Genomic DNA, 24,490 nt, shown 5'->3' with positions numbered 1-24,490 from the left:
CGCCCCGATAATCAGCAGCGTCAGGCTGCTTCGTGCTTGAGGACGTGGTCGGTGACCGAGTATTTCGCCTCGGTCTGGCTGGCAACGAGCTCCAGCGACGCACCCGGTGCCAGTTCGATCAGCTCCAGACCGTCCGGTGTGACATCGAACACGCCCAGCGTCGTGATGATGCGGTCGACACAGGCCTGACCGGTCAGCGGCAGCGAGCAGGCTTTCAGGAGCTTGCTCTCCCCGGCCTTGTTGGCGTGATCCATGATCACCACGACGCGCTTGACGCCGGCGACCAGGTCCATCGCGCCGCCCATGCCCTTCACGAGCTTGCCCGGGATCATCCAGTTGGCGATATCGCCATTTTCCGACACTTCCATCGCGCCCAGAATGGACAAATCAATATGGCCGCCGCGGATCATGGCGAAACTGTCAGCCGACGAGAAATAGCTCGTCCGGCGCAGCTCGGTAATGGTCTGCTTGCCGGCATTGATCAGATCGGCATCGACCTCGTCATCATAGGGGAAAGGCCCCATGCCCAGCATGCCGTTCTCCGACTGCAGGGTGACGTCGATATTCTCGGGGATGTAATTGGCAACCAGGGTCGGGATGCCAATCCCCAGATTGACGTAGAAACCGTCTTCCAGCTCCTGTGCGGCGCGCCGCGCCATCTCATCGCGTGTCCAGGCCATCTTCAGTCTCCAGTTCTGTGCCGCAAGGCGGCCGGTGTCATTGTCTTGGTACGGTTCAGGCGATGCCGACTCATTGCGGCCGCACGTCGCTCATGCATTCGGCGGAATAGGCCTTTCGATAGCCCTCGCCATAACAGGCCAGAAATCCGTCCCCGACATTGAGGTTGGGGATGGCGCCATTCTCGAAGGGCGTCTGCAGCAGAAGGCGGGCATGGGCCGCATCCAGGGTCTCGCGGTCATCTCCCAGGAAGGCGATGGTGGCATCGACATAGCTATTCCAGTCGAGCCGGTCGCCCGGTCCATAGGGCGCGCCATAGGAAGCACGGAAGAAATCCAGCGCCCGTCCTGTCTCGCCGGCAAAGGCGAACATCTGGCCAGCATGAAAGCGCAGCACGCGGACCTGATACGTCTCCAGCGGCGCGTGGGAATAGAGCAGGTAATCCGCGATCAGAATGCCGGCGACCGACTGGCAGCCATCATCCTCGCCCAGTGGACGCCAGCCCTCACCCATGGTCTGGTCAAAGGCCTGATATTCCATCGCCAGATAAGCCGCGCGCTGGTCGGCAGAAATCTCGCAAACCGGTGCGGCGTCAGGCTGGGCCAGCGCGAAGAAGAGCGCGGCAATCATGCTCATGCACTCTCGCGCTGACGCACGGTACGCTGTTCGATACGTTTTTCGAATTCGCCGACGAAGACGCGCTGGACGAAAATGCCCGGCGTGTGGATGTGATCGGGATCAAATGAGCCCAGCTCGACGATTTCCTCGACCTCGGCGATGGTCACCTTGCCGGCCGTCGCCATCATCGGATTGAAATTGCGCGCCGTCTTGCGGAAGATCAGATTACCCTGCGGATCCGCCTTCCAGGCCTTGATGATCGAGACATCGGCCGTCAGGCCGGTTTCCAGGATATAGCTCTCGCCGGCGAATTTGCGTGCTTCCTTGCCTTCGGCGATCAGGGTCCCGACACCGGTCTTGGTGTAGAAACCGGGAATGCCGGCACCGCCGGCGCGAATGCGCTCGGCCAGTGTGCCCTGCGGATTGAATTCCAGCTCCAGTTCGCCGGCCAGATATTGCCGTTCGAATTCCTTGTTCTCGCCGACATAGGAGGAGATCATTTTCTTGATCCGCTTGGCGTCGAGCAAGACGCCGAGGCCGAAACCGTCAACGCCGCAATTATTCGAAATCACCGTCAGGTCCTTGACGCCGGTGGCGAGGAGCGCGGCGATCGAATTTTCCGGAATACCACAGAGGCCGAAACCCCCGGACATCACTGTCATGCCGTCAAAGACCAAACCGTCCAGGGCAGCCTTGGCGTCGGGAAATACCTTTTTCATCGGGACCTCAGTCGAAAGTTGATGTTCGGTTCATGTTTATATCGCAGACGCAGCAAAATACTAGCGCCTTCACCCCGGTTCGGGAATCGCCGGACGCCGTGCATCGATTTCGATCGCCAGGGCTCCGCCAAAAAAGACCGCATAGGCCGACCAGTAAATCCACAACAGGAAAACGACAAGCGCGCCCATCGAGCCATAAATGCCGAAATCGAGCACGCGGCTGACATAGATGGAAAATCCCTTGGACAGGCTCAGCCACAGACCGCAGGACACGGCGGCCGCGATCATCGATGGCACCCAGGCGATCGCATATTCACGCCGCCGCATTGCCATATGGTAGAGCAGTGTGAGCGCCGCGAACATGGTCAGCCCGGTCGCCGACCATTCATTGATCACCGAGCGTATATCGAGCGGCTCCAGGCCGAGCGCCTCGAATAATTGCCGCATGAAGACCGGGATCACCAACACCGCCAGATTCGCCGCCGTGATTAGCGCGCCGCCGATCAGCAGCGAGGTGATGGCGAGGAAATTGAAATGAATGACATTACGGATATCGCGATCTTCTGCGAGGTGGTTGAGCCCCGCGATCAACGCCTTGGCCCCGCGCGCCGCAGCAAACAGGGCAATCAGCAGGGCGACGGCACCGTTGAATGACAGCGCCGTGATCGGTGCTTCGGTAATGCGCCCGATCTGGCCCAGGACAAAGACCTGCGCGCCCTCCGGCATGATCTCGGCAAAGCGTGCAATCTGGGCTTCAGCGTCAGCGGTTGAAAAGGCCAGACCGTAGATCGAGATGCCCAGCGCGATGGTCGGGAACAGCGCCAGCATGCCGAAGAAGGACACGCCGCCGGCGAACAGCATGACATCGCGTGCCATGGAGCGGCTGATGGCGGCAATGATGATCTCCAGCCAGGGCGGGAGATCGAGTTTGATCTTCAACAAGCGCTTGATTGATTGCAGCATGGTGGCAGGAATAGGTCCGGTTCAAAGGGTTGCGATGCCTAATACGCCAAGATGGCGGTTTGCGCACCCTTGCTGTGAGGAGACACCATGTCATTTGGCAAAGCCGCCGATCTCTTGCGCCTGGCGCGCCTGGCCAGCGGCCATGTCGGCATCACGCTGAGCGATATCGAGGCTGAATTCGGGGTCGTGCGCCGTACCGCCCAGCGCATGACCGACGCCCTCGCCCAGACCTTTCCCGATACCGAGGATTATGTCGACGTCGACGGGCGCAAACGCTGGCGGGTGCCGCGGCGGCGGGTCGCCGAATTCTTCGCCCCGACCCCCGACGAGATCGCGACCCTGGAACTGGCGTGCGCCACGCTTGAGCATCAGGGACTACCGACCGAGGCCGGGCGGCTGCGATCCTTGCGTGAAACCATCAAGATCCTGACCCCTGACAAGCGTCATGCCCGGCTTGAGGCTGATGAAGAGGCGCTGCTCGAGGCCATGGGCCATGCCGCGCGTCCGGGCCCTCGCCCCGCCAGCGATCCGGCCGTCGACGCCGCCATTGCCGAAGCCCTCAAAGGCCCGTTCGCACTGGATATTCTCTATCGTGGCCGCCAGGACGCAGCCGCCATGCAGCGCCGGGTCGAGCCCTATGGTCTTCTGCTCGGTGCACGCCGCTATCTCGTCGCCCGCGACCCGTCCAAACCCGATGGCCATTTACGCCATTTCCGGGTCGAGGATATTGAACGCGCCGGCGTCACCGAAGACTGGTTCGCCCGCGATGAGGGCTTTGACCTGGAGACCTATGCCAGGCAGGCCTTCGGCGTGTTCCAGAACCAGGCAGAGTTTGGCGAGGTGGTCTGGAAATTCACCGCCCGCGCCGCACCGCATGCGGCGCGCTTTCGTTTTCATCCGGACCAGACGAGCGAGGAACAGGCGGATGGCTCACTGATCGTGCGCTTCTCCGCCTGCGGTTATCTGGAAATGTGCTGGCATCTCTATGCCTGGGGCGACCAGGTCGAGGTTCTGGCCCCGCCTGCCCTCGCCGCCATGGTCGCCGGCCACCGGCGCGATGACTTCCCCGGCTTTCCCTGATCGCTCAGCGCACGGCGATCCGCACGGATTCCGATGGCAGCCAGGACGGCATGGAGTGTCCGTCAGATGCCGACATTGCCAGGCGGTAGCCCTTGTGCAGATAGCGGCAGACCGAGCGCAGATCCTCGACATGGAGGCAACTGATATCATCGCCGGGCTGTTGCATGCGGAAATAGCCGTCACGAAAACGGTGCGGGGCCATTGAGCGCAGTGCGCCGCCGGCGCCTTCGACATAGGCATTGATTGCGATTGCCATGATTGATCTCCATCCGATTGGCTCGTTGGACATCATCATGGATCGCGCGGGCGACAAAAACAGTCACCCGCCTGACCGGGTGCTGTCTCGCGCCATCTCAGGCCCGAAAAAGTGAGACGCCGGTCGTTGGGGGCGACCGGCGTCTCGGGGTATCGTATTGCTACGAAGAGAAGCGGACGTGCGAGGGACAAGGGTGTCCGCTGATCTCGAGGAAGAGAATGCCCGTCAGCCCCTGAACCCGGCATGAACGCATTCAGTCATCTTCATGATCGACGAAACAGACCCTTGTTTCAGCCGCTTACCTTCCAATCCTCGAGAATGGCGTCGCGATCGGCGCCGGGTTTGGATGCCGCGCCCTGCACCGCGCCTGGCGTGCGCGAGAAGCGCGGTGCGGGTGCCGCCTGGCGCACACCGTCGATCTCAACATAGACACCGCGCTGCGCCATGTGGGGATGGTCCGGCGATTCCGCGTAATTCAGGACCGGTGCGAAACAGACATCCGTGCCCTCGAGCAGGTCACACCATTCATCGCGCGTCTTGCCGAGGAATATCTTCGCCAGCCGCGCCTTGGCAGCCGGCCAGTCCTCGCCGCTCCAGCTGGGCGGCATCGAGGCCGGGTCGATCCCGAGCTTGTCCATCAGCTGGGCATAGAATTGTGGCTCCAGCGGGCCGATCGAGACATGGCCGCCATCGGCGCAGGCATAAACGCCATAGAAATGCGCGCCGCCATCGAGCAGGTTTTCGCCGCGCCTTGTATTCCACAACCCCATCGCCGCGAGTTGGTGCTGCGACGCCATCAGCGAGGTGGCGCCGTCGACGATTGCGGCATCAACCACCTGGCCTTCGCCGGTGGCGCGGGCGTGCACCAGGCCTGCCATGACACCGAAGGCGAGATACATGGCACCGCCCCCGAAATCGCCGACCAGATTGAGCGGCGGCACCGGTGTCTCCGGTGTGCCGATGGCGCCGAGAGCACCGGTCAGCGAGATATAATTGATGTCATGACCCGCTGCCTGGGCGAGCGGACCGGTCTGGCCCCACCCGGTCATGCGGCCATAGACCAGTGCCGGATTGAGCACGAGTGCCGCATCGGGCCCGAGACCGAGCCGCTCCATCACGCCGGGCCGGAAGCCCTCGATGAGGATTTCCGCCTTGGCGATCAGATTACGGCAAATCGCCAGATCGGCCTCATCCTTCATATTCAGCGAGATCGAACGGCGCCCGCGCGCCAGCACTTCACTGGCCCCGCCGCCATGAGCGCCGGGCCGGTCGATGCGCACAACATCGGCGCCCATATCGGCCAGCATCATGGCGCAGAAGGGCGCCGGACCCAGCCCAACAAATTCCAGTACTTTAACCCCTTTTAGAGGTCCTTGCGCTTTCATGGGAACTTCCTTGCGAATCGGCGGTTTCGAAAGCGTGGCACTTGTGACAAACTCAAGAAACACCAAATCATCGGTGTCTGCGGCAGGGGGACGCATGGGACGCGAATTGAACGTCCTGTTATTCGGGAATCCCGACCGCGTGGACGGTCTGGGGCGAGCGCTCGACTCCTTCACCCTCAGCACCCGGACCATCCGCGGCGACAGCCCGCCCGCGCGCAATCCGCGCCATTGGGCCTGTAGCGTCATCCTCGCCGACAGCGACCGCGATGTCGCCGATGGTCTGGCCGCCTTGCAGAATTTTGCGCCGGGCCGCCGCCCGGTCATTGTCGTGCATCCAGGTGCCCTGTCAGACAATGATGCGGTCGATTCCTGGATCCGCGAGCCCACCCTTCCAGTGCAGATCGCGGCGCGGGTCCGCGCCCTCACCCGTCTGCATGCGATGGAAGAAGTGGCGAAGCGCCGCACGGCAGTCACCGCTCTGTATGGTGATCGTGGCCGCAATCTCGACCCGGTCGATCCAGCGCCTTGCGTCCTTTATGTTGGCGACGCCTCGCCGCGCTTCATGGCCTTGCAGCACATCCTCAAGGGCGCAGACGCGGAACTGGTTGGCGCTTTCTCATCCTATTCCGCCTTTGACTATCTGCATGAACGCCCATTCGATGCCGTCGTGCTCAATGCCACGGGCAAGCGCGATGTCGCTTTCACCATTTCCTCGGCGATGCGGCGCAATGCGCGGCTGTATCATACACCCGTGCTGCTGATGGGCGCCGATGATGATCCCGAAAATGCCGAAGAAGCCTATGCGCGCGGCGTCTCGGATATCATTGCGCCTGGCACGACCGATGAGGAAATGCATGGCCGGATCCTGGCTCTGGCCGCGGAACGCCGGCGGCGGCGGCGGGCAAAAGCCGCGCTGGAAGCCTGCCGCGAACCGCGTACTCTGGACATCGAGACCGGCCTGTTCCACGCCGCCTTTATCACCTCGCACCTGCAGGACCTGATCCACGCCGTCAGCCGCGACGAAATTTCACTGTCAGTCCTGGCACTTAAGGTGGTCTCGCCATTGTCCGATGACGGCGCCGATGCAAACGCGACGGAAAAGGCCAAGCGCCAATTCGCCGCCATGCTGCGCCATCTTCTGCGCACTGAAGATGCTGCGGCCCGGATCGGACCCGATACTTTCCTCGCCATTCTGCCCTTTACCGACACGGCGGGGATTGATTGCGTCGCCACACGCGTCGCCGCGATCGCCGATTGCACGGCCTTCGAGAGCGAGGATCCGTTACAGCCCTTCCGGCTCAGCGTGCTGTCAGCATCGGTCGAATTACGGCCGGACGAGGCCGCCGAAGCGCTGATCGACCGTGCCGTCGCCCAATTGCGGCGCAATGACCCACTGGCCGCGCTGGGCTAGCCGGCCGCCGCGCCCTGACTGGCGGCTCGCACCGCAAGATCGGCAAGCGGACTCATGGCCCGCTCGATGGCGCGCAGCCGGTCATCCGGCGCGTCCCATTCGGCCCGCAGAACCAGCTTGTGATCCGGACGAACCTTGAACAGGCCCTGGTTTTTCGAGATATGCTCGACCAGTCCGACGGGGTCGATGAATTTGTCGCCGCGGAAATGGATCACGGCGCCCTTCGGCCCGGCATCGACCTTTTCGACCCCGGCCCGCTTGCACAGCGTTTTCACCGCCACGACCCGCAACAGCGTCTCGACTTCTGACGGCAGGGGCCCGAAACGGTCAATCAGTTCCGCGGCAAAGCTCTCGCGATCGGTCTTGCTGTCGAGCGAGGACAGGCGGCGGTAGAGCTGCAGCCGGACATCGAGGTCTGAAACATAATAATCCGGAATCAGAACGGCACCGCCGGCATTGATTTGCGGCGTCCATTCGCCCTCATCATGCTCCTCGCCGCCCTCGCGCAATGAGGCCACGGCCTCCTCGAGCATGGACTGGTAGAGCTCCACCCCGACATCCTTGATATGGCCGGATTGTTCCTCGCCGAGCAGATTGCCGCCGCCACGCAGATCGAGATCGTGCGACGCCAGGGTGAAGCCGGCACCGAGCGCGTCGAGTGAGTGCAGGACTTTCAGCCGCTTCTCGGCTCCATCGGAAAGTTTCTGCCGCGCCGGCGTTGTCATATAGGCATAGGCGCGCGTCTTGGAACGCCCTACCCGGCCGCGCAGCTGGTAAAGCTGGGACAGGCCGAAACGGTCGGCGCGGTGGATGATCAGCGTATTCGCGGTCGGGATATCGATGCCGGACTCGATGATCGTCGTCGACAACAACACATCATACTGACCCTCGTAAAACGCCGTCATGATGTCTTCCAGCTGCGTCGCCGCCATCTGGCCATGCGCCGCCACGAAGGAGACTTCGGGCACGGATTCGCGCAGGAAGGTGATAATCTCCTCGAGATCGCTGATCCGCGGCACGACGAAGAAGGCCTGGCCGCCGCGATATTTCTCGCGCAGCAGGGCTTCGCGGATCGTGACCGTGTCGAAGGGTGCGATATAGGTGCGCACGGCGAGGCGGTCGACCGGCGGCGTCGCGATGATGGACAGGTCGCGAATCCCGGTCAGGGCGAGCTGAAGCGTGCGCGGGATCGGCGTCGCGGTCAGGGTCAGCACGTGCACGTCGGCGCGCAATTCCTTGAGCCTCTCCTTGTGCTTGACCCCGAAATGCTGCTCCTCGTCGACGATCAGCAGGCCGAGATCGGCAAACTTCACCGTCTTGGCCAAAAGCGCATGCGTGCCGATCACGATCTCGACCTTGCCGTCGCGCAACTCATCCTTGGTCGCATTGGCCTGTTTGGTCCCGACCAGACGCGATAATTGCCGCACCTTGACCGGCCAGCCGCGGAAACGATCGACAAAGGTCTTGAAATGCTGACGCACGAGCAGCGTTGTCGGCGCCACCACCGCGACCTGGCGGCCGCTCATGGCGACGACAAAGGCTGCGCGCAGGGCGACTTCGGTCTTGCCGAAACCGACATCGCCGCAAATCAACCTGTCCATCGGGCGCCCGCGTGCCAGATCGCCGAGCACGTCCTCGACCGCATTGAGCTGGTCGTCGGTTTCGGCAAAGGGGAAGGCGGTGCAGAACTCGTCCCAGCTGCCATGTTCCGGCACAATCGGATCGGCGGTGCGGGCCAGGCGTTTGGCGGCGATCTTGATCAGCGCATCGGCCATGTCGCGCAAGCGCTTCTTGGCTTTCGCCTTGCGGGCCTGCCAGGCAACCCCGCCAAGCTTGTCGAGCTGGGCCGTATCGCTGTCGGCGCCATAGCGCGACAAAAGTTCGATATTCTCGACCGGGAGATAGAGCTTCGCGGCACCGGAATATTCCAGCTCGAGGCAATCATGCGGCGCGTCCTGCACCGGCAGGGTTTTCAGGCCGATGAAACGGCCCAGCCCGTGATCGGCATGGATGACCAGATCGCCGGGCGACAAGGCTCCGGCCTCGACGATGATATCGGAGGATTTGCGCCGCCGGCGTGGCCGTGCCAGGCGGTCACCGAGAATGTCCTGCTCGGAGAGAATGGCAATGGTCTCGGTCTCGAAACCGCGCTCGACCGGCAGGATGGCCCGCAGGACGGCTTTCGGCGGAGCCTTCGCGACTTCGTCCCAGTGCTCGACGGCGATGATTTTGCCGACGCCATGATCATTGAGGACCGAGGCCAGGCGATCGGACGCACCTGCGCTCCAGGAGGCGAGCACGACGCGCTTGCCCGATTTGACCAGCGCCTGGACATGGCGCGCCGCGGCATCGAAGACATTGGTGTTTTCTGCGGCCCGTTCGGCGGCGAAGATCCGCCCCTGCTTGCCACCGACATCGATCGTCTGTGCTCCAGCTTCGTTGAAGGCGGTGAAACGGCGCACGGTCCGCCCGCTCAGGGTCTTGGCCCACTCGGCCTTGGCGAAATAGAGCTGGCTGGGCGGCAGGGCACGATAGGTCGGCGCCGACAGGCTGGACTGATGCGCGGTCTTGCTCGCTTCCTGGCGGGCATCGAAATAATCGGTGACCTGTTTGGCGCGCTCGGCAAAGGCATCATCGGCGAGATGATCAATCGCGATCAGGGCCGTGGCGGGCAGATAATCGAAGGGCGTCGACAGCGCGTCATGGAAAAGTGGCAGCCAGTGCTCGACCCCGGCCGGCCGCGCCCCGGCGCTGACCGCCTCATAGATCGGATCCCCGCCCTTGGCGGCACCGAAACTGCGCACGAAGGCAGCACGAAAATGCGAGATACTGGCTTCATCGAGCAGGACCTCACTGACTGGATTGAACTCGATCGCGGTCAACTGGCGCAGGGAACGCTGGGTTTCCGGATCGAAGGAACGGATTGATTCCAGCGTATCGCCGAAGAAATCCAGCCGCACCGGTTCCGGCGCGCCCGGCGGATAGACATCGATCACCCCGCCGCGCACAGCATAATCGCCCGGCTCCATCACTGTGGCCGCACGGGCATAGCCGTTGATGGTGAAATGCTGTTTGAGCATCTCGACATCAACACGATTGCCCGGCCGTGCGATGATCCCGGCCAGCGCCAGCACGTCTTTCGGCGGACAGCGCTGGGCCATGGCATTGACGGTGGTGACGATCAGGCAGGTGTCCGGCAGATCGCCCGAAGCGAGCCGCGCCAGGGTGGCCGCCCGCCGCGCCGCGACGCGCGGTGATGGCGAGATGCGGTCATAGGGCTGACAGTCCCAGGCCGGCAGGCGCAGGATTTCGAGACCCGGCGCAAAGAAATGCAGTTCCGAGACGAAGGCCGCCGCACGGCTGTCATCACGCGCAATGAAGACATTGACGCCGCGCCGCAGCCGCGCCGTATCGGCAAATACCAGCGCGTCGAGGCCTTCCGGAGCACCGCAAACGGTGGCGGGACCCTGAACCCGGGCAATCATCTCAATTTCGGACATATCGCCAGTCTTTGGGTCAGGAGGGCTTCGGTTCTGGTCGTTTTCGGTTCTTGCGGGCTTCAGATCTTGGGACCGTCGCCAAAGGCCGCGTCGCGATCGACACGGAAAGTCTTGAGGCCATCCATGACCGGCGTGTCGAATTCGGCCGGGGTCGGCGCGCTGCCGATCACCCAGCTGTAGATGTCGGCATCGAGCTGATCCAGCAGCTTGTCAAAATCAGCGACCTCGGATTCCGGCATCGTATCCAGCATCTGGTCGGCATAACGGCCCAGGATCAGGTCGGCTTCCTTGAAGCCGCGCCGCCAGGCCCGGATGCGCAGTTTCTTGCGGCGATTGTCGAGTGTTTCGGTCATGGTGGCGGATATAGTCGGTGAATGAGGCCGCGTCGACCAGTGGCAGATGCAGAAGTTGGCGCTAGAGTGCAAGACCATGCGACCCGAAATCCTCTTTCCCCTGTTCCAGGACGTCATCGCCCTGCCCGGTATTGGCCCGAGACTGGCCGCCCTGCTGGCGAAGGCGGCGGGGCCGCGCGTCAAGGATGTCCTGTTCCAGCTGCCCACCGGCCTCGTCGATCGCAGCCAGACGACCTCCATCGCCGAGGCGCCGGATGGCGAGATCACCACCCTCACCGCCAAGGTTGAGGAACACATTCCCAGCTCACGTCAGGGCAAGCCCTACAAGGTTCGTCTGTATGACGGCACCGCTTTCATGCACCTCGTCTATTTCCATTCCCGCCGGGAATATCTCGAGAAAATCCTCCCCGTCGGGGAAACGCGAATCGTCTCCGGCCGTGCCGAACGCTTCGGCGCAGAAATCCAGATGGTGCATCCCGATCTGGTGATGAGCGAGGAAGAGGCCGCCGACACCGCCCTGCTCGAGCCGGTCTACCCACTGACGGCCGGACTGACGGCCAAGGTGATGCGCAAATCCGCCGCCGGCGCGCTGAGCCTGCTGCCGGTCCTGCCCGAATGGCAGGATGAAGCCCTGTGCGATGAGCACGGCTGGCCCGATTTCAAGACGGCGATGACCGCAGCGCATCACCCGCAAACCGCCGCCGATCTGGAACCCCTGCATCCGGCGCGTGAACGCCTCGCCTTCGACGAGTTGCTGGCCCATCAACTGGCGCTGCAACTGGCCCGCGCACGGCGCAGGGCACTGCCCGGGCGCAGTCTGGGAGGCGATGGAGCGCAGGTCGAGGCTGTCCTCAGCCATGCCCCGTTCGAACCGACCCGCGCCCAGAGCCGGGCCTTTGCGGAGATCCGTGCCGACATGCTGGAGCCGGTGCGCATGACGCGCATGCTGCACGGCGATGTCGGCGCCGGCAAGACCTTCGTCGCCGCCCTCGCCGCCGCCCAGGCTGCCGAGTCCGGCTGCCAGACCGCGATCATGGCGCCAACAGAAATCCTCGCCCGTCAGCACGCCAAGACGCTGACCGCCCTGCTCGGGTCTGCCGGTTTGCGCGTGGCCATCCTCACCGGGCGCGACAAGGGCAAGGCCCGCACCGAAATTCTCGAACAGATGCGGACCGGTGCGGTCGATGTCGTCTGCGGCACCCATGCCCTGTTCCAGGACGCGGTCGAGTTTGCCGATCTCGCCCTGGTCGTGATCGATGAGCAGCATCGCTTTGGCGTCTCCGACCGTATGCGCCTGACCGCCAAGGGGCACCGTCCCGACACGCTGGTGATGACCGCAACCCCGATCCCGCGCACGCTGGCGCTGGCCGTGCATGGTGATCTCGATGTCTCGCGGCTCGATGAAAAACCGGCCGGCCGCATCCCGCCCGACACGCGCCTGGTGCCGATGGAGCGGCTCGACGATGTCGTGGAAGGCGTGCGCCGCGCCATCGCCAAGGGCGACCGGGTCTATTGGGTCTGCCCGCTGGTCGAGGAGTCTGAGGTCTCTGAACTCTCCGCCGCCGAGGATCGTTGGCGGCATTTGCGCGCGGCACTGGGTGATGAGCGCGTCGGACTGATCCATGGCCGGATGAAAGCCACCGAGAAAGAGAGCGTCGCCCTCGCCTTCCGCGAAGGCCAGATGGATGTGCTCGTGGCGACAACCGTGATCGAGGTCGGCGTCGATGCGCCCGATGCGACGGTGATGATTATCGAGCACGCCGAGCGTTTCGGCCTGGCGCAATTGCACCAGTTGCGTGGCCGGGTCGGGCGCGGTGAAAAACCCTCCTCCTGCCTGCTGCTATACAAGGGGCCGATCGGGGAAACCGCCAAGGCGCGTCTGGAAATGATGCGCGAAACCGATGACGGCTTCATCATCGCCGAGGAGGACTGGCGCCTGCGCGGGGCCGGCGATCCGCTCGGCCTGCGTCAAAGCGGCCTGCCCGATTTCGCCCTGGCCCAGCTGGAGGCGCATGGGCACCTCATCGCCCTGGCCAATGACACCGCCAAACTGGCCGTTCACCGCGATGCCGAACTGACGACACCGCGCGGCGAAGCCCTGCGTACCCTGCTCTACCTGTTCGAGCAGGATCGCGGCATCAGACTGCTCAAATCCGGTTAGGGGGCGGCATTGGGCGCAGCCGTCACGTCAGGCGGCAGGTTGTCGCGAACCGTCTTGGGCAGTTTGTCAGCCGTGACCATACCGAAGGAAATGATCAGCTTGGCGGCCTCCTCGACGGACATGTCGACATGGATGGTGTTGGCGCGCGGCGTATAGAGCAGGAAGCCCGAGGTCGGATTGGGCGTGGTCGGCACGAAGAGCCCGATCACATCATCTCCGATCACCTCCTGCATCGCGCCGCGCCCTTCGGCCGAGACGAAGGCGACCACATATAGGCCCTTCATCGGGTATTCGATCAGCACGACTTCCTTGAAGGAATTGGTCTTGCCGGAGAAGACCGTTTCGACGATCTGCTTGAGCGCGCCATAGACATGGCGCACCAGCGGCACGCCATCAACCAGGCGCTCGCCCACCGAGATCAGGGTGCGGCCGAACAGATTGGCCGCCAGTGCACCGACCATGGTCAGCAGGACCACAGCGATCACCACTCCCAGGCCGGGAATGGTGTAATCGCCCGGCAGATAATTTTCCGGATTATACCGCGCCGGGATCAGCGGCTTGACGACATTGTCGACGAAACCGACAAAACTGATGATCAGGAAGAGCGTGACACCGAGCGGGGTCGCGATCGCGATCCCGGTCAGAAAACTGTTGCGAAGCCATCGAAACATTGTGTTCGTGCACCCAATCTGCGCGGTTCACGCGCCCGGCCGCCCTGCCCTCAGACCGGGTTACAATACGTGAAGCCCCCGACCGCGCCAACCGGTTGCACACAAGCAAGGAGCCGGGGATGATAGGGTCCGGTTTCGATGGAGTTATTGTGAGCGTGAACCTTATCGCCCGACACGCCTTCCTGTGGGTCTGTCTCGCCCTGGCCGCACTCCTGCTTGCCGCTGGCTGGGTTTTGCGTGACCAGGTCTATCGCACCTTCCAGGACCCGGGCGTTCCGTTTCAGACCTATTCCCCGCCCGCCGGTGCCGATTACGCCGAGGCCGAGGGCTGGTATGCCCGTGAGGGGTTCAACAATGCCGATGAACCCGCGGTTTTCTTCGTCCATCCGACTACTTATTCCGGCGGCGCCAACTGGAATGGCCAGCTGGACAAACCCAGCTCGGTCGAAGCCGTCACCCAGGTGGTCCTGCCCAATTACGCAGCCCCTTTCGCCAATGCCGGCGCGCTCTATGCCCCGCGCTACCGGCAGGCCTCGCTATATGCCTTCATGAATAATCGCGAGGACAGTCTGCGCGCCCGCCTGTTTGCCTATGACGACATCCAGCGCGCATTCGACGCCTTTGCAGCGCAAATCGGCGAGACGCGCCCCATCATCCTGGCCGGCTATGGCCAGGGCGGGCTGGACGTGCTCGGCCTGTTGCTCGACCGGATGGCCACGAATGACGCACTTCTGACCCGCCTGGTCGCGGCCTATGTGATCGAATCCCCGGTGCCACTGGACCTCTTCGCAGGCCCGCTGCAGGCCATCCCGCCCTGCGTCACACCGGAGGATGTGCGCTGTGTCTACGCCTTCACCTCGGCGATGGCGTCCGAAGAGGGCCGGATCCATATCATCACCGAACGCGCGATGAGCTGGACGCCCGACGGCCGGCTCGATTTTGTCGATGGGCGTGGCCTGCTCTGCGTCAATCCGCTCCTGTCGGCCGTGAGCAATGAATACGCGTCGGCGCGCCAGCACCGCGGCGGCGTGGCCGCAGAGGGGCTCGACCCTGACGCCGTTCCCGCGCCTATCCCGGCCCAGACCGGAGCACAATGCGCCGATGGTGTGCTCTTCTTCGAACAGCCGCGTTCGCGCGCCCTGCATCGTCCACGCCGCCTGGTCGAGGATTACCGCTTGCCGCCCTTCAACCTGTTCTACGAGGATCTGCGCTTCGACGTCGCCCGCAGGAGTTTGAATCTGGCCACGATCCTACAGGATGAACGCCAGTGGGCGCCCGCCTTCGATGCGCCAGAGGCGATCGAGGACGCGCCCGTGGTCGCCATTCCGGACCGCCGCCGCTTCTGACAGTTGTGAACTAGACACGCTTGGCGATGGCGTCGAATTCCAGCAGGGTATTCAGCAGGCCTTCAAACTCATTCAAGGGCACCATATTCGGGCCATCCGAAGGCGCATTGTCCGGATCAGGATGGGTTTCCATGAAGACGGCGGCGACCCCTATGGAGACGGCCGCACGCGCCAGGGTCGGCACGAATTCGCGTTGTCCGCCCGAAGTCGTGCCCTGACCGCCCGGCTGCTGCACCGAATGGGTGGCATCAAATACGACCGGGGCGCCAAAGCTCGCCATGATCGGCAGGGACCGCATATCGCTGACCAGGGTATTATAGCCAAAACTGGCGCCGCGTTCACAGGCCATCACATTGGGATTGCCGGCGCCGGCGATTTTCTCGAGCACATTCTTCATGTCCCAGGGCGCCAGGAACTGGCCCTTTTTGACATTGATCACCTTGCCGGTCCGGGCGGCAGCGACGAGAAGGTCGGTCTGGCGGCACAGAAAGGCCGGAATTTGCAGCACATCGACGGCCTGGGCCGCGATCGCGGCATGCTCGGCGGTGTGAATATCTGTCAGCACCGGCAGGCCGATGCTTTCGCGGATCTCGGCAAACACCGGCAATGATGCTTCAAGCCCCATGCCGCGCTGGCTATTGACGCTGGTGCGGTTGGCCTTGTCGAAGGAGGTCTTGTAGATCAGGCCGATGCCGAGCCGGTCGGAGATGGCGCGCAATTCGGAAGCGACTTCCAGACCGTGCTGGCGGCTTTCCAGCTGGCAGGGGCCGGCGATGATGGTGAGCTTGCGGGCATTGCCGATCTCGATCGGATCGCGGCCGGGCCTGGGCAGGGAGATGACGGCATTAAGCTGGCTCACGAAGATATCCTCTTGAAGCGTGCGACCGGCCCTGGTGCGGCCGATGTCATTGATGGCGTTCGCCACTGATCCGGTATCTGGTGTGGCGCGTACCAAGTTCAACCCGTTATCTGTCCACAGGGCTTCCATGGCAACCATTTCCGCCACCGACGCAGCGCTCGTCTGGTTTCGCCGCGACCTGCGCCTCGCCGATAATCCCGCGCTGCACGCCGCCGTCCAGACGGGCCGGCCGCTCATCCTGGTCTTCATCGACCAGCGCGACCGCGCCCTGGGCAGCGCTCCCGGTGAGGCGGCAGACTGGTGGCTGCAGGGCTCCCTGACCCGCCTGGCGCAGGACATGGCGCGCCGGGGCGGACAATTGACGCTGCTGCGCGGCGACCCGGCAGAACTCATCCCGGAGCTCGCGCGCCAACACGGTGTCGCCGAGGCGTTCTGGAATCACTCCGGCGAACCTGACATCAATGCCCGCGACCGTGTGATCGCCGCTTCGCTTCAGGGTGCCGGTACCCAGCCGCATGCCCTTGCGGGCACAAACTTGATCAACCCCCTCGCCCTTCTGACCGGCGCCGGAACGCCCTATCGGGTGTTCGGTGCGTTCTGGCGCGCCGCGCTGCGCGATCTTGCGCCCGGGACAGCGCTGCCCGCCCCCGAGCGTCTACCAATGGCGGCCGGCCAGCCAGCGGGTGCGGCGCTGAGGGATTGGGTCCTGCGTCCGTCGAATCCCGACTGGGCCTGCGGCCTTGATGCTGAGTGGCGGCCAGGCGAAGCGGGCGCCGCAGACCGGCTGGACCGATTTCTCGCGGACGCCCTGCACGACTACGCCGATGGCCGCGACCGGCCGGACAAGCCCGGCACCTCCATGCTCTCACCGCATCTGGGCTTCGGGGAAATTTCCCCGCGACAGATCTGGCACAGCGTGCAGACGCAACTCGCATCGGGCACCGGATTCCAGGCCGGCGAGCGCTTTCTGGCCGAAATCGGATGGCGCGAATTTGCCTATTATCTCCTGTACCATTTCGACGATTTGCGGACGGCAAATTTCAACCGGGAATTCGATCATTTCCCCTGGCGCCGGGATGCCGCAGGCCTGGCGGCCTGGAAAAGCGGACAGACCGGGATTCCGATGGTCGATGCGGGCATGCGGCAATTGTGGGCCACGGGCTGGATGCATAACCGGGTGCGGATGGTGTGCGCCTCCTTCCTGGTGAAGCATTTGCGCTGCGACTGGCGTGACGGCATGGCCTGGTTTGAACACACACTGGTCGATGCCGACCGCGCCGTGAACGCCGCCAGCTGGCAATGGGTGGCCGGCTCCGGCGCCGATGCGGCACCCTATTTCCGTATCTTCAACCCGATCCGCCAGGGCGAACGCTTCGACCCGGAAGGCCGCTATGTGCAGAAGTGGGTTCCGGAACTGGCCGCGCTGCCGGTGCGCTGGATTCATCAACCCTGGAAAGCGCCGGCCGAAATCCGTCAGTCGGCCGGTCTGAAGCTGGGGGCCGGTTATCCATTCCCGATCTGCGACCTGGCGACCGGCCGCGATGCGGCCTTGTCGGCCTATAAGGAGATGAAAGAGGGCAGTGCCAACGCGCCGTCAGCCTAAAATGATCAGCCTAGAGCAATACGTAGCGGACCGACTGCCCGTCGACTTCAAACTCGCACCCGATCCATTCGCCGTCCTCATCATACCAGAGATCGACGCTCAGGCTTCCGGTCATCCGGACACCGCGCGCCGCGACCGCGCCACGGCTGGTGAAGATTTCCCGGCGGCCGAGTTCGGTGATCGTGACGGCCATCGGCTCGCCGGTTTCTGTGTTGAGGATTTGCTCCGTACCCGCCTCATAGCCCCGCCAATGGCTTGACGGGATCAGGTTGGCAAAGGCGCTGCCGCGGTCCAGATCAATCGTGTACTCGCGGCCATTTCTCAATGTATTGCCGGCAAGCGAGATCAGATCATCGCCATCCCAGGCTTCCTCGATGCTTTGTTCATAGCGGAACACAGTCAGCGGACCGAACCGGACTGTCAGCTCGATCTCGGTATCAACCCGGAGTTCCCCGGAAGGCGAGCGCGTGAAACTGACGCGATGCTCACCGAACGGGGTCCCATTGCGCAGAACCTGGAAATGGATGTCCGCCGGCTCCGGCAGGTCCGCTGCATACGCTGTGTCGACGGCGAACATGGCAGCGCAAAAGCCTGCTATCGTGAAGACTTCCAAGATTGATCTCATTGCTGGTTTACGCAGCTCCCGCGCGGCCGGATCACAATCGCCATTGATAGCCCTTCGCGTCAGGCTGCACGCGCCGCAAGAGGATACACGAAAGGGCAGACGCCAGGATTGGAACGCGCGCCAACTCCGGCGCGACCCGCCGGCCCGCATCCGTGTGACAGTATTGCGAAATCAAGGTTCCCGTTACCATCCAAAGCTCTATAATATCCTTCAAAGCTCTATACCCAGATTTCCGAAACGAAAAGGGGCTGCCAGTGCCCGCATGGCTCGCCACATGACCGACCCGCTTATTACTGCCACCGAGGCCCTGACCCGCCTGGGTCAGCCCGGTACAATTTTCATCGACGCCAGCTGGACTTATGATGGCGGACCGGTGGTTGAGAGCGAGGGTTTCATTCCCGGCGCACTGGCCTTCGATATCGATACCGTCAAGGACAAGCGCTCCTCCCTGCCGCACATGCTGCCCGAGCCGGACGTTTTCGCGCGCCATGTCGAGACGCTGGGCATCGGCAATGATAGCGAGCTGATCGTCTACGACCGCATCGGTCTGTTCAGTTCGCCGCGGGTCTGGTGGACCTTCCGGGTGATGGGGCATGACAATGTCCGCGTCATGGCCGGCGGCCTGCCCGCCTGGATCGCCGCCGGTGGTCCGATCGAGGATCAGCCTGGCGCCGCGGCCGAGGAGCCCGGCGTCTACACACCCAGCTATCGCCGTGAACTCGTCGCCACCGTCACGGATGTGAAAATCGCCAGCCGCAATGCCTCGCATCAAATTCTCGATGCGCGCTCGCTCAGCCGTTTTGCCGGGCTGGAACCGGAGCGCCGCGCCGGGATGCGTAGTGGCCACATCCCGGGCTCGACCAGCCTGCCCTATGAAAACCTGTTCGATGACGACAATAACCTGCTCGAGATCGATGAGGACCTTGCCTATGATATCGGCCTGGATCCGGACCTGCCCGTGATCGCCAGCTGCGGTTCCGGCGTCACCGCCTGTATCGTCGCCCTGGCGCTGGAACGCGCCGGACGCACCTCGGCAGTCTATGACGGTTCCTGGTCGGAATGGGGTTCGCGCACGGACACACCGATCGTCAAGGGCGGCGGGCGCAGACCACGATGAAGGACGAGACCCGGCTCACCCGTCTGGGGCGTCCCCATGACAAGCGCGGCCTGGTCAATCCCGGCGTCGAGCGCGGCTCGACGATTCTCGCGCCCTCGGCGGCACAACTCTATGATTTCCCGCCGGGCATGCCGCATTATGGCCGCGTCGGCCTGGAAACCCAGAGCGCCCTGCGCGAGGCGCTGAGCGGGCTGCAGGGCGGCGCCGGCTGCGCCCTCACCTCTTCGGGCCTGCTGGCCAATACGCTTGCCATTATGACCGTGGTCGAAGCCGGCGGCACGGTACTGGCAGCCGATTGCATTTACGGACCGGTGCGCAGCTTCCTGCTCAACACGCTGCCGCGCTATGGCGTCACGGCGCAATTCTTCGCGCCGCGCATGGGCGCGGAAATCAGCGATCTGATCACCTCGGATACCCAGGCCATCCTGCTGGAATCGCCTGGCTCCCTGACCATGGAATTGCAGGACATCCCGGCGATTGCCAAACTGGCCCGGGACAAGGGCGTCGCCACGATTATTGATGATACCTGGTCGGCCGGACTGACGATGAAACCGCTCGCCCTGGGCGTCGACCTCGCTGCCCAGTCGCTGACCAAATATGTCGGTGGCCATTCCGACCTGTTGATGGGTGCGGTGATCGCGCGCGACGCAGCCATGGCCCAGCGCCTGCAGACGACCGAGCGCGCCTTTGGCATTCACACCGCGCCTGACGACGCCTATCTGGCCCTGCGCGGTTTCCGCTCCATGGCGCTGCGCATGCAGCGCAGCGAGGCGACCAGCCTCATCCTCGCCGACTGGCTCGCGGCGCGTCCCGAAACCGGCGCCATCCGTCACCCGGTGCGCACCGACCATCCCGATCACGCGATCTTCAAACGCGATTTCACTGGCGGCTGCGGCCTGTTCGCGGTGGAATTTCCGGGCTGGGACGTGGCGACGAGCGAACGCTTCCTCGATGCGCTGGATATTTTCGGCCTCGGTTTTTCCTGGGGCGGCTATGAAAGCCTCGCCATCCATTGCGACCCGCAACTCAAGCGCACCGCAACCGAGCACAGGCATGACGGCGCCTTGCTCCGCTTTTCCTGCGGTCTGGAAGCGCCGGAGGATTTGATGGCCGATCTCGAGAAGGGATTTGCCGCGGTGGGCTGAGACTTGCGGCCGATAACTGAGCCGGCCGGGCCTCGGGCATGACCGGTTTATTCACCCCGCATCGGGGCAGCGGCCCCCTGGCTGTGCCTCACTCCATCGCCGCGCCACAGGCGGCGCAGACGCCATAATCGTCAGACACCGGGTGCGTCATTCGAAATTCGCCGGGCATCCACAGCGCTTCTGTGTCGATGGGGCTGGTCTGGACTTCACGCCACCGCTCGCCGATGAATGGCAACACCGGTCCGCTCTGCTTATTTTCAACCCGGAGCATATGGGCATTGAGCCTTTCCACCCGCCGGGCCAGACTGATCGCCTGCAGGAATGCGGGCGTCCGATATGCGGAAAATGGTTGGGTCCTGCCACCAGGAACACTCTTTTTTTCCTATACCGTGGGCCTTTATCGGTCGGTCGGCAGGCACAAGCGCCGCGAGCGCTCGCCGTCTCAGGGGCGTCAGCTGCCATCCCTGCTCGCGGCAACGCGCCCCGGCGAGGCAGACGACGCCACTCCCCCTCACCGTCCCCTCGCCCATCATCTTTCACCCTGCATTTTCCGCCTCGGCCGGCCTTGACGAGGACGATGTTATAACGTTTCTTTGGTGTGTTACACTATAACATTCCAACAAGGACTGACGTCATGACAAGACACTGGTTGAGCACCGCTTCTGGCGTGGCCCTGGCCGCCGCAATCGCGACAAGCGCAGCCGCACAGGACAATCCCGCCACAGACGACGTGATCGTTGTTACCGGCACAGCGATCGAGGCCCTGAGCGGAGAGACCCTGCAGTCAGTCGATGTCATCACCTTGGACGATATCGTGGACTCCTTTGACGGCTCGCTTGGTGCGTCGCTTGCGGCCCTGCCCGGCATTTCAACGACATCCTTCGGACCGGCAGTCGGACGTCCGATCATTCGCGGGCTGGGCGGCGATCGCGTGCGCATTCTCAACAATGGCGTCGGGCTGGTCGATGCCTCCGGCGTCAGCGTGGATCACGCCAGCACCACCGAAGTCCTCGATGCGGAACAAATCATCATCCTGCGCGGGCCCGCGGCGATCGCCTATGGCGGTGGCGCGATCGGCGGTGTGATCAATGTGATCGACGGGCGCATCCCGACCCGCCCCGTCGACGGTCTGTTCGACGGCCAGGTCTATGCCGGGATGTCCTCGGTTGACAGCGGACACCAGGAAGCAGCGCGGATCCGTACCGGCGCCGGCCCCTTCGTCTTCCAGCTTGAGGCCTCGCATCGCGAAGCGGATGATTTCGACATTCCGGGCTATGCGGAATCGGCGCGGCTGCGCGCCCTTGAGGAAGCTGAACACGAGGAGGAGCACGAGGCGGAGGGACATGAGCACGAGGAGGAGGAAGAAGTCCGCGGCACTGTTCCGAATTCCGGGCTGACCTTCGACACAATCGGTGCCGGCGCCTCGCTGATCGGTGACTGGGGCTTCCTGGGCATATCGGTGCGCAGTTACGATGCCGAATACGGCCTGCCAGCCCATGAACACCATCCCGAAGAGGACGAACACGACGAGGACGAGGACGAGGACGGGCACGAGGACGAAGAAGGCGATCCGATGATCGTGATGGAACAGACGCGCTGGGACATTCGCGGCCAGTTCAACTTCGATCTGGGTCCATTCGATCACCTCGATATCTCATCGGGCATTGCGGACTATCAACATGTCGAGCTTGAACCGGATGGCGAAATCGGGACGCTGTTCGAAAGCGAGGGCTGGGAAGCGCGTGCGGCCCTCGTGAATGGCGGGGGAGACAGCCGGTGGAACGGGTCTGTGGGCATACAGATGCTGCAAACCGACCTGTCCGCCTCCGGCGAAGAGGCCTTCATACCGCCCGTGACGACTGAAGATATCGGCCTGTTCGCTGCCCAGCGCTATGACCTCGACAGCTACGGATTCGATCTGGGTGCGCGGGTGGAACGCCGCGAACTGGATACCGCAACAGGACCGGACCGCCGTTTCGACACGGTCAGCCTGGCAGCCGGTACGTTTTGGCGGCCCGCCAACGGCCTGTTTCTTGGCGTCTCGCTGGCGCGGACCGAACGGGCACCAACCGATGCGGAACTGTATTCGGATGGACTGCATGCTGCGACAGGCACGGTCGAGATCGGCAATTCGAGCCTCGGCAAGGAAACCGGCTGGGCGCTCGATGGCACATTCCGCTGGAGCGGCGACGGCTGGCGCGTGGAGACGGGAGCCTTCTATTCGCACTTCAGCGATTTCATCTACCTGGCCCCGACCGGCCTGGAAGATCCCGTCGAGGAAGCTCCGGTCTATCGCTATCTGCAGGACGATGCCACGCTGTGGGGCGGCGAGGTCTATGTCGAACATGACCTCGCGGAACTCGGACCCTGGGCCCTGGTGGGCGATTTCACCCTGGAATATGTCCAGGGCGAAACGGACAGTTTCGGCAATCTTCCCCGCATGCCTCCGCTCTCCACCACGATCGGTGCGGAATTGCAGCGTGACATCGTCGATCTGCGCGGTGAAATCGTCTGGGCGGCCGACCAGGATGACATTGCCAACTCCGAATTGCCGACGGATGGCTACACCATGGTCAACCTGTCCGCAGTGGCCCGTCCATTCGGGTCAGACACCCGGCTGATCCTTGAGGCGCGCAATATTACCGACGAGGAGGGTCGTCTGCACACCTCGCAATTGAAGGACACGATCCCGCTCCCGGGACGCTCTTTCCGGATTGCCATCCTCCAACGTTTCTGACGGCATGCCGGTGCTCGCTCGCGCCAGCCAGGGCGAGCGAGCACCGGTGCCATCGCCGGCCTCGGCGCCAAGGCCGGGCACGCTGAAATGATTTGTGAAATGGTGCCCCCGACAGGAATCGAACCTGTAACCGTCCGCTTAGAAGGCGGGTGCTCTATCCGGTTGAGCTACGGAGGCGACGCGACCGGCGGCCCGTACGGTCAGTGCGACCAGGGCTGTTTGCGGTTGGTGGCGAAATTGTCGGAATAGGATTTGACGTAGCGTCTGGCTTTGTGCGGCGTCGTAACCTGATACGGGATACCCTGCTGGCGTGCATAGGCGACGGCCGCTTCCTTGCTGTCAAAGCTCAGGCGGATCTGGGCGCGCATATCCGTACTTGAGGTCCAGCCCATCAGCGGATCCGGACGCTCGGCCATTTCAGGGGTGAATTCGAGAAACCAGTGTTTGGAGAGAGCCCGGCCCGATTGCATCGCATTGCGGGCTGGCTGGTAAATCTTCGCAAACATGCGGTTCTCCCCATCATGCTGCGGCCCTGCCTGTTGCGGGCCTTGAAAATGGTCGGGGCGGCAAGATTCGAACTTGCGACCCTCTGGTCCCAAACCAGATGCGCTACCAGGCTGCGCTACGCCCCGAGAGCGCCCTTATGAAAGCGCTTTTGCAGTTAGGCAAGTCTACTGAGCTTCTGAAGGCGATTCAGGTGCAGCAGATGCCTCATCAAGTGTGGATTCAAGCGGCTCGACAACTGCTGTATCAAGCTCGAGCGAACCGAAGGCTTCATCGCGCAAAATCGCGCCGGGACGAATTCCCAGCTCGGCTGCCCGGCCGCCGGCGATTTCAAGCACCGCAGCGACGTCGAAATCTGACACCAGACTGCGATGTGAACCCGGTTGGGCATTGGCGATCAGTTTGACGATGGTGCCATCTTCACGAATGAAGAGGAGGTCGAGACTGACCAGCGTGTTCTCCATCCACATCACGGCACGGCGCGGCGGCAGATAGACAAACAGCATCGCCGAATCAGGATCGACCTGTTCGCGCCCCATCAGGCCGCGCGCCAGCTGTTCCGGCGTCGTCGCGATCTCGGCCATGAAGACGTGCTGCGCCGAGCCGGTATCAATGGTCAGGGGTTCAGGTCCGCCAAATTCGATCGGCGGCAGGGCCGGTCCGGCGTCAGCCACCGGATTTGCGGTATCAGGCGTTTCAGCCGGCACGGAATCGTCCTGCGCCCAAGCGGGCGCGGCGAAGATCAGGGCGAAGATCAGG

Annotated in this window: 22 protein-coding genes and 2 tRNA genes; 8 read left to right on the top strand and 16 right to left on the bottom strand. The window is 63.3% G+C overall.

Features of this window, described 5'->3' with window-relative positions; genetic code table 11:
* Positions 1-20: 20 nt before the first annotated feature.
* The 4 genes from AAC023_RS03370 to AAC023_RS03355 all read right to left on the bottom strand — a co-directional run bounded on the left by AAC023_RS03370 (position 21) and on the right by AAC023_RS03355 (position 2,978).
* Positions 21-680 (bottom strand): CoA transferase subunit B, encoded by a 660-nt coding sequence (locus AAC023_RS03370; RefSeq protein ID WP_339738123.1) that lies wholly within the window; start codon positions 678-680, stop codon positions 21-23.
* Between the two features lie 70 nt (positions 681-750).
* Positions 751-1,314 (bottom strand): hypothetical protein, encoded by a 564-nt coding sequence (locus AAC023_RS03365; protein ID WP_339738121.1) that lies wholly within the window; start codon positions 1,312-1,314, stop codon positions 751-753.
* Positions 1,311-2,015 (bottom strand): CoA transferase subunit A, encoded by a 705-nt coding sequence (locus AAC023_RS03360; protein ID WP_339738119.1) that lies wholly within the window; start codon positions 2,013-2,015, stop codon positions 1,311-1,313. Before AAC023_RS03360 ends, AAC023_RS03365 begins: the two co-directional genes overlap by 4 nt.
* 69 nt (positions 2,016-2,084) lie before the next feature.
* Entirely contained in the window at positions 2,085-2,978 is an 894-nt protein-coding gene (locus AAC023_RS03355; protein WP_339738117.1) for a YihY/virulence factor BrkB family protein, read from the bottom strand.
* Positions 2,979-3,065: 87 nt separating this feature from the next.
* Here AAC023_RS03355 and AAC023_RS03350 point away from each other — a divergent pair, with 87 nt between their 5' ends.
* Positions 3,066-4,058, top strand: a complete 993-nt coding sequence (locus tag AAC023_RS03350) for a WYL domain-containing protein (RefSeq protein WP_339738115.1) — start codon at positions 3,066-3,068, stop codon at positions 4,056-4,058.
* A 4-nt stretch (positions 4,059-4,062) separates the two neighbouring features.
* Here the strand turns inward: AAC023_RS03350 and AAC023_RS03345 are convergent, their stop codons facing one another.
* Positions 4,063-4,314, bottom strand: a complete 252-nt coding sequence (locus AAC023_RS03345; RefSeq protein ID WP_091767261.1) for a hypothetical protein — start codon at positions 4,312-4,314, stop codon at positions 4,063-4,065.
* A 290-nt stretch (positions 4,315-4,604) separates the two neighbouring features.
* Entirely contained in the window at positions 4,605-5,699 is a 1,095-nt protein-coding gene (locus AAC023_RS03340; RefSeq protein WP_339738112.1) for a CaiB/BaiF CoA-transferase family protein, read from the bottom strand.
* Between the two features lie 94 nt (positions 5,700-5,793).
* Between AAC023_RS03340 and AAC023_RS03335 the strand changes: the two genes are divergently transcribed.
* The gene (locus AAC023_RS03335; protein WP_339738110.1) at positions 5,794-7,110 is read left to right on the top strand and encodes a hypothetical protein; all 1,317 of its coding nucleotides are present in this window, start codon (positions 5,794-5,796) and stop codon (positions 7,108-7,110) included.
* Here AAC023_RS03335 and mfd read toward each other — a convergent pair.
* Together mfd and AAC023_RS03325 are read right to left on the bottom strand one after the other, a co-directional pair.
* A complete protein-coding gene (gene mfd / locus AAC023_RS03330) occupies positions 7,107-10,610 on the bottom strand; it encodes a transcription-repair coupling factor (protein WP_339738108.1) in 3,504 nt (1,167 codons plus the stop codon). The genes AAC023_RS03335 and mfd overlap by 4 nt on opposite strands.
* A gap of 59 nt (positions 10,611-10,669) precedes the next feature.
* Positions 10,670-10,963 (bottom strand): succinate dehydrogenase assembly factor 2, encoded by a 294-nt coding sequence (locus AAC023_RS03325; protein ID WP_339738106.1) that lies wholly within the window; start codon positions 10,961-10,963, stop codon positions 10,670-10,672.
* Positions 10,964-11,039: 76 nt separating this feature from the next.
* On the opposite strand from AAC023_RS03325, the gene recG reads away from it, so the two are divergent.
* Complete coding sequence (recG, locus tag AAC023_RS03320) at positions 11,040-13,124, top strand: ATP-dependent DNA helicase RecG (RefSeq protein WP_339738104.1); 2,085 nt, start codon at positions 11,040-11,042, stop codon at positions 13,122-13,124.
* Here the strand turns inward: recG and AAC023_RS03315 are convergent.
* Positions 13,121-13,795 carry a DUF502 domain-containing protein gene (locus AAC023_RS03315; protein WP_339738102.1) on the bottom strand — a complete coding sequence of 225 codons (675 nt, stop codon included), beginning with the start codon at positions 13,793-13,795 and terminating at the stop codon, positions 13,121-13,123. The genes recG and AAC023_RS03315 overlap by 4 nt on opposite strands.
* 149 nt (positions 13,796-13,944) lie before the next feature.
* On the opposite strand from AAC023_RS03315, the gene AAC023_RS03310 reads away from it, so the two are divergent.
* A complete protein-coding gene (locus tag AAC023_RS03310) occupies positions 13,945-15,141 on the top strand; it encodes a DUF3089 domain-containing protein (RefSeq protein WP_339738100.1) in 1,197 nt (398 codons plus the stop codon).
* A 10-nt stretch (positions 15,142-15,151) separates the two neighbouring features.
* Here the strand turns inward: AAC023_RS03310 and kdsA are convergent, their stop codons facing one another.
* The gene (kdsA, locus tag AAC023_RS03305) at positions 15,152-16,000 is read right to left on the bottom strand and encodes a 3-deoxy-8-phosphooctulonate synthase (RefSeq protein WP_339738098.1); all 849 of its coding nucleotides are present in this window, start codon (positions 15,998-16,000) and stop codon (positions 15,152-15,154) included.
* Positions 16,001-16,127: 127 nt separating this feature from the next.
* Between kdsA and AAC023_RS03300 the strand changes: the two genes are divergently transcribed.
* The gene (locus AAC023_RS03300; protein ID WP_339738096.1) at positions 16,128-17,603 is read left to right on the top strand and encodes a deoxyribodipyrimidine photo-lyase; all 1,476 of its coding nucleotides are present in this window, start codon (positions 16,128-16,130) and stop codon (positions 17,601-17,603) included.
* 10 nt (positions 17,604-17,613) lie between these two features.
* Here the strand turns inward: AAC023_RS03300 and AAC023_RS03295 are convergent, their stop codons facing one another.
* Positions 17,614-18,228 carry a DUF6134 family protein gene (locus AAC023_RS03295; protein WP_339738094.1) on the bottom strand — a complete coding sequence of 205 codons (615 nt, stop codon included), beginning with the start codon at positions 18,226-18,228 and terminating at the stop codon, positions 17,614-17,616.
* A 274-nt stretch (positions 18,229-18,502) separates the two neighbouring features.
* On the opposite strand from AAC023_RS03295, the gene AAC023_RS03290 reads away from it, so the two are divergent.
* Complete coding sequence (locus AAC023_RS03290) at positions 18,503-19,345, top strand: sulfurtransferase (protein WP_339738092.1); 843 nt, start codon at positions 18,503-18,505, stop codon at positions 19,343-19,345.
* A complete protein-coding gene (gene metC, locus AAC023_RS03285; protein ID WP_339738090.1) occupies positions 19,342-20,490 on the top strand; it encodes a cystathionine beta-lyase in 1,149 nt (382 codons plus the stop codon). Before AAC023_RS03290 ends, metC begins: the two co-directional genes overlap by 4 nt.
* An 88-nt stretch (positions 20,491-20,578) precedes the next feature.
* On the opposite strand, the gene AAC023_RS03280 is transcribed toward metC, so the two are convergent.
* Entirely contained in the window at positions 20,579-20,782 is a 204-nt protein-coding gene (locus AAC023_RS03280; RefSeq protein WP_339738088.1) for a hypothetical protein, read from the bottom strand.
* Positions 20,783-21,124: 342 nt separating this feature from the next.
* Here AAC023_RS03280 and AAC023_RS03275 point away from each other — a divergent pair, with 342 nt between their 5' ends.
* Positions 21,125-23,227 (top strand): TonB-dependent receptor, encoded by a 2,103-nt coding sequence (locus AAC023_RS03275; RefSeq protein ID WP_339738086.1) that lies wholly within the window; start codon positions 21,125-21,127, stop codon positions 23,225-23,227.
* Positions 23,228-23,327: 100 nt separating this feature from the next.
* On the opposite strand, the gene AAC023_RS03270 is transcribed toward AAC023_RS03275, so the two are convergent.
* The 4 genes from AAC023_RS03270 to AAC023_RS03255 form a co-directional block, all read right to left on the bottom strand.
* Positions 23,328-23,404: transfer RNA gene (locus AAC023_RS03270), tRNA-Arg, on the bottom strand.
* A gap of 23 nt (positions 23,405-23,427) precedes the next feature.
* Positions 23,428-23,733 (bottom strand): ETC complex I subunit, encoded by a 306-nt coding sequence (locus tag AAC023_RS03265; protein ID WP_339738084.1) that lies wholly within the window; start codon positions 23,731-23,733, stop codon positions 23,428-23,430.
* A gap of 49 nt (positions 23,734-23,782) precedes the next feature.
* Positions 23,783-23,859 (bottom strand) — tRNA-Pro (locus tag AAC023_RS03260).
* 39 nt (positions 23,860-23,898) lie between these two features.
* Positions 23,899-24,490: DUF192 domain-containing protein (locus AAC023_RS03255; RefSeq protein ID WP_339738082.1), on the bottom strand; the 592-nt coding region annotated here is incomplete at its 5' end.

The sequence above is a fragment of the uncultured Maricaulis sp. genome (assembly GCF_963976135.1).
Taxonomy (GTDB): Bacteria; Pseudomonadota; Alphaproteobacteria; order Caulobacterales; family Maricaulaceae; genus Maricaulis.
Note: the sequence above shows the minus strand (reverse complement) of the source record. Positions and strands in the feature narration are given on the sequence as shown.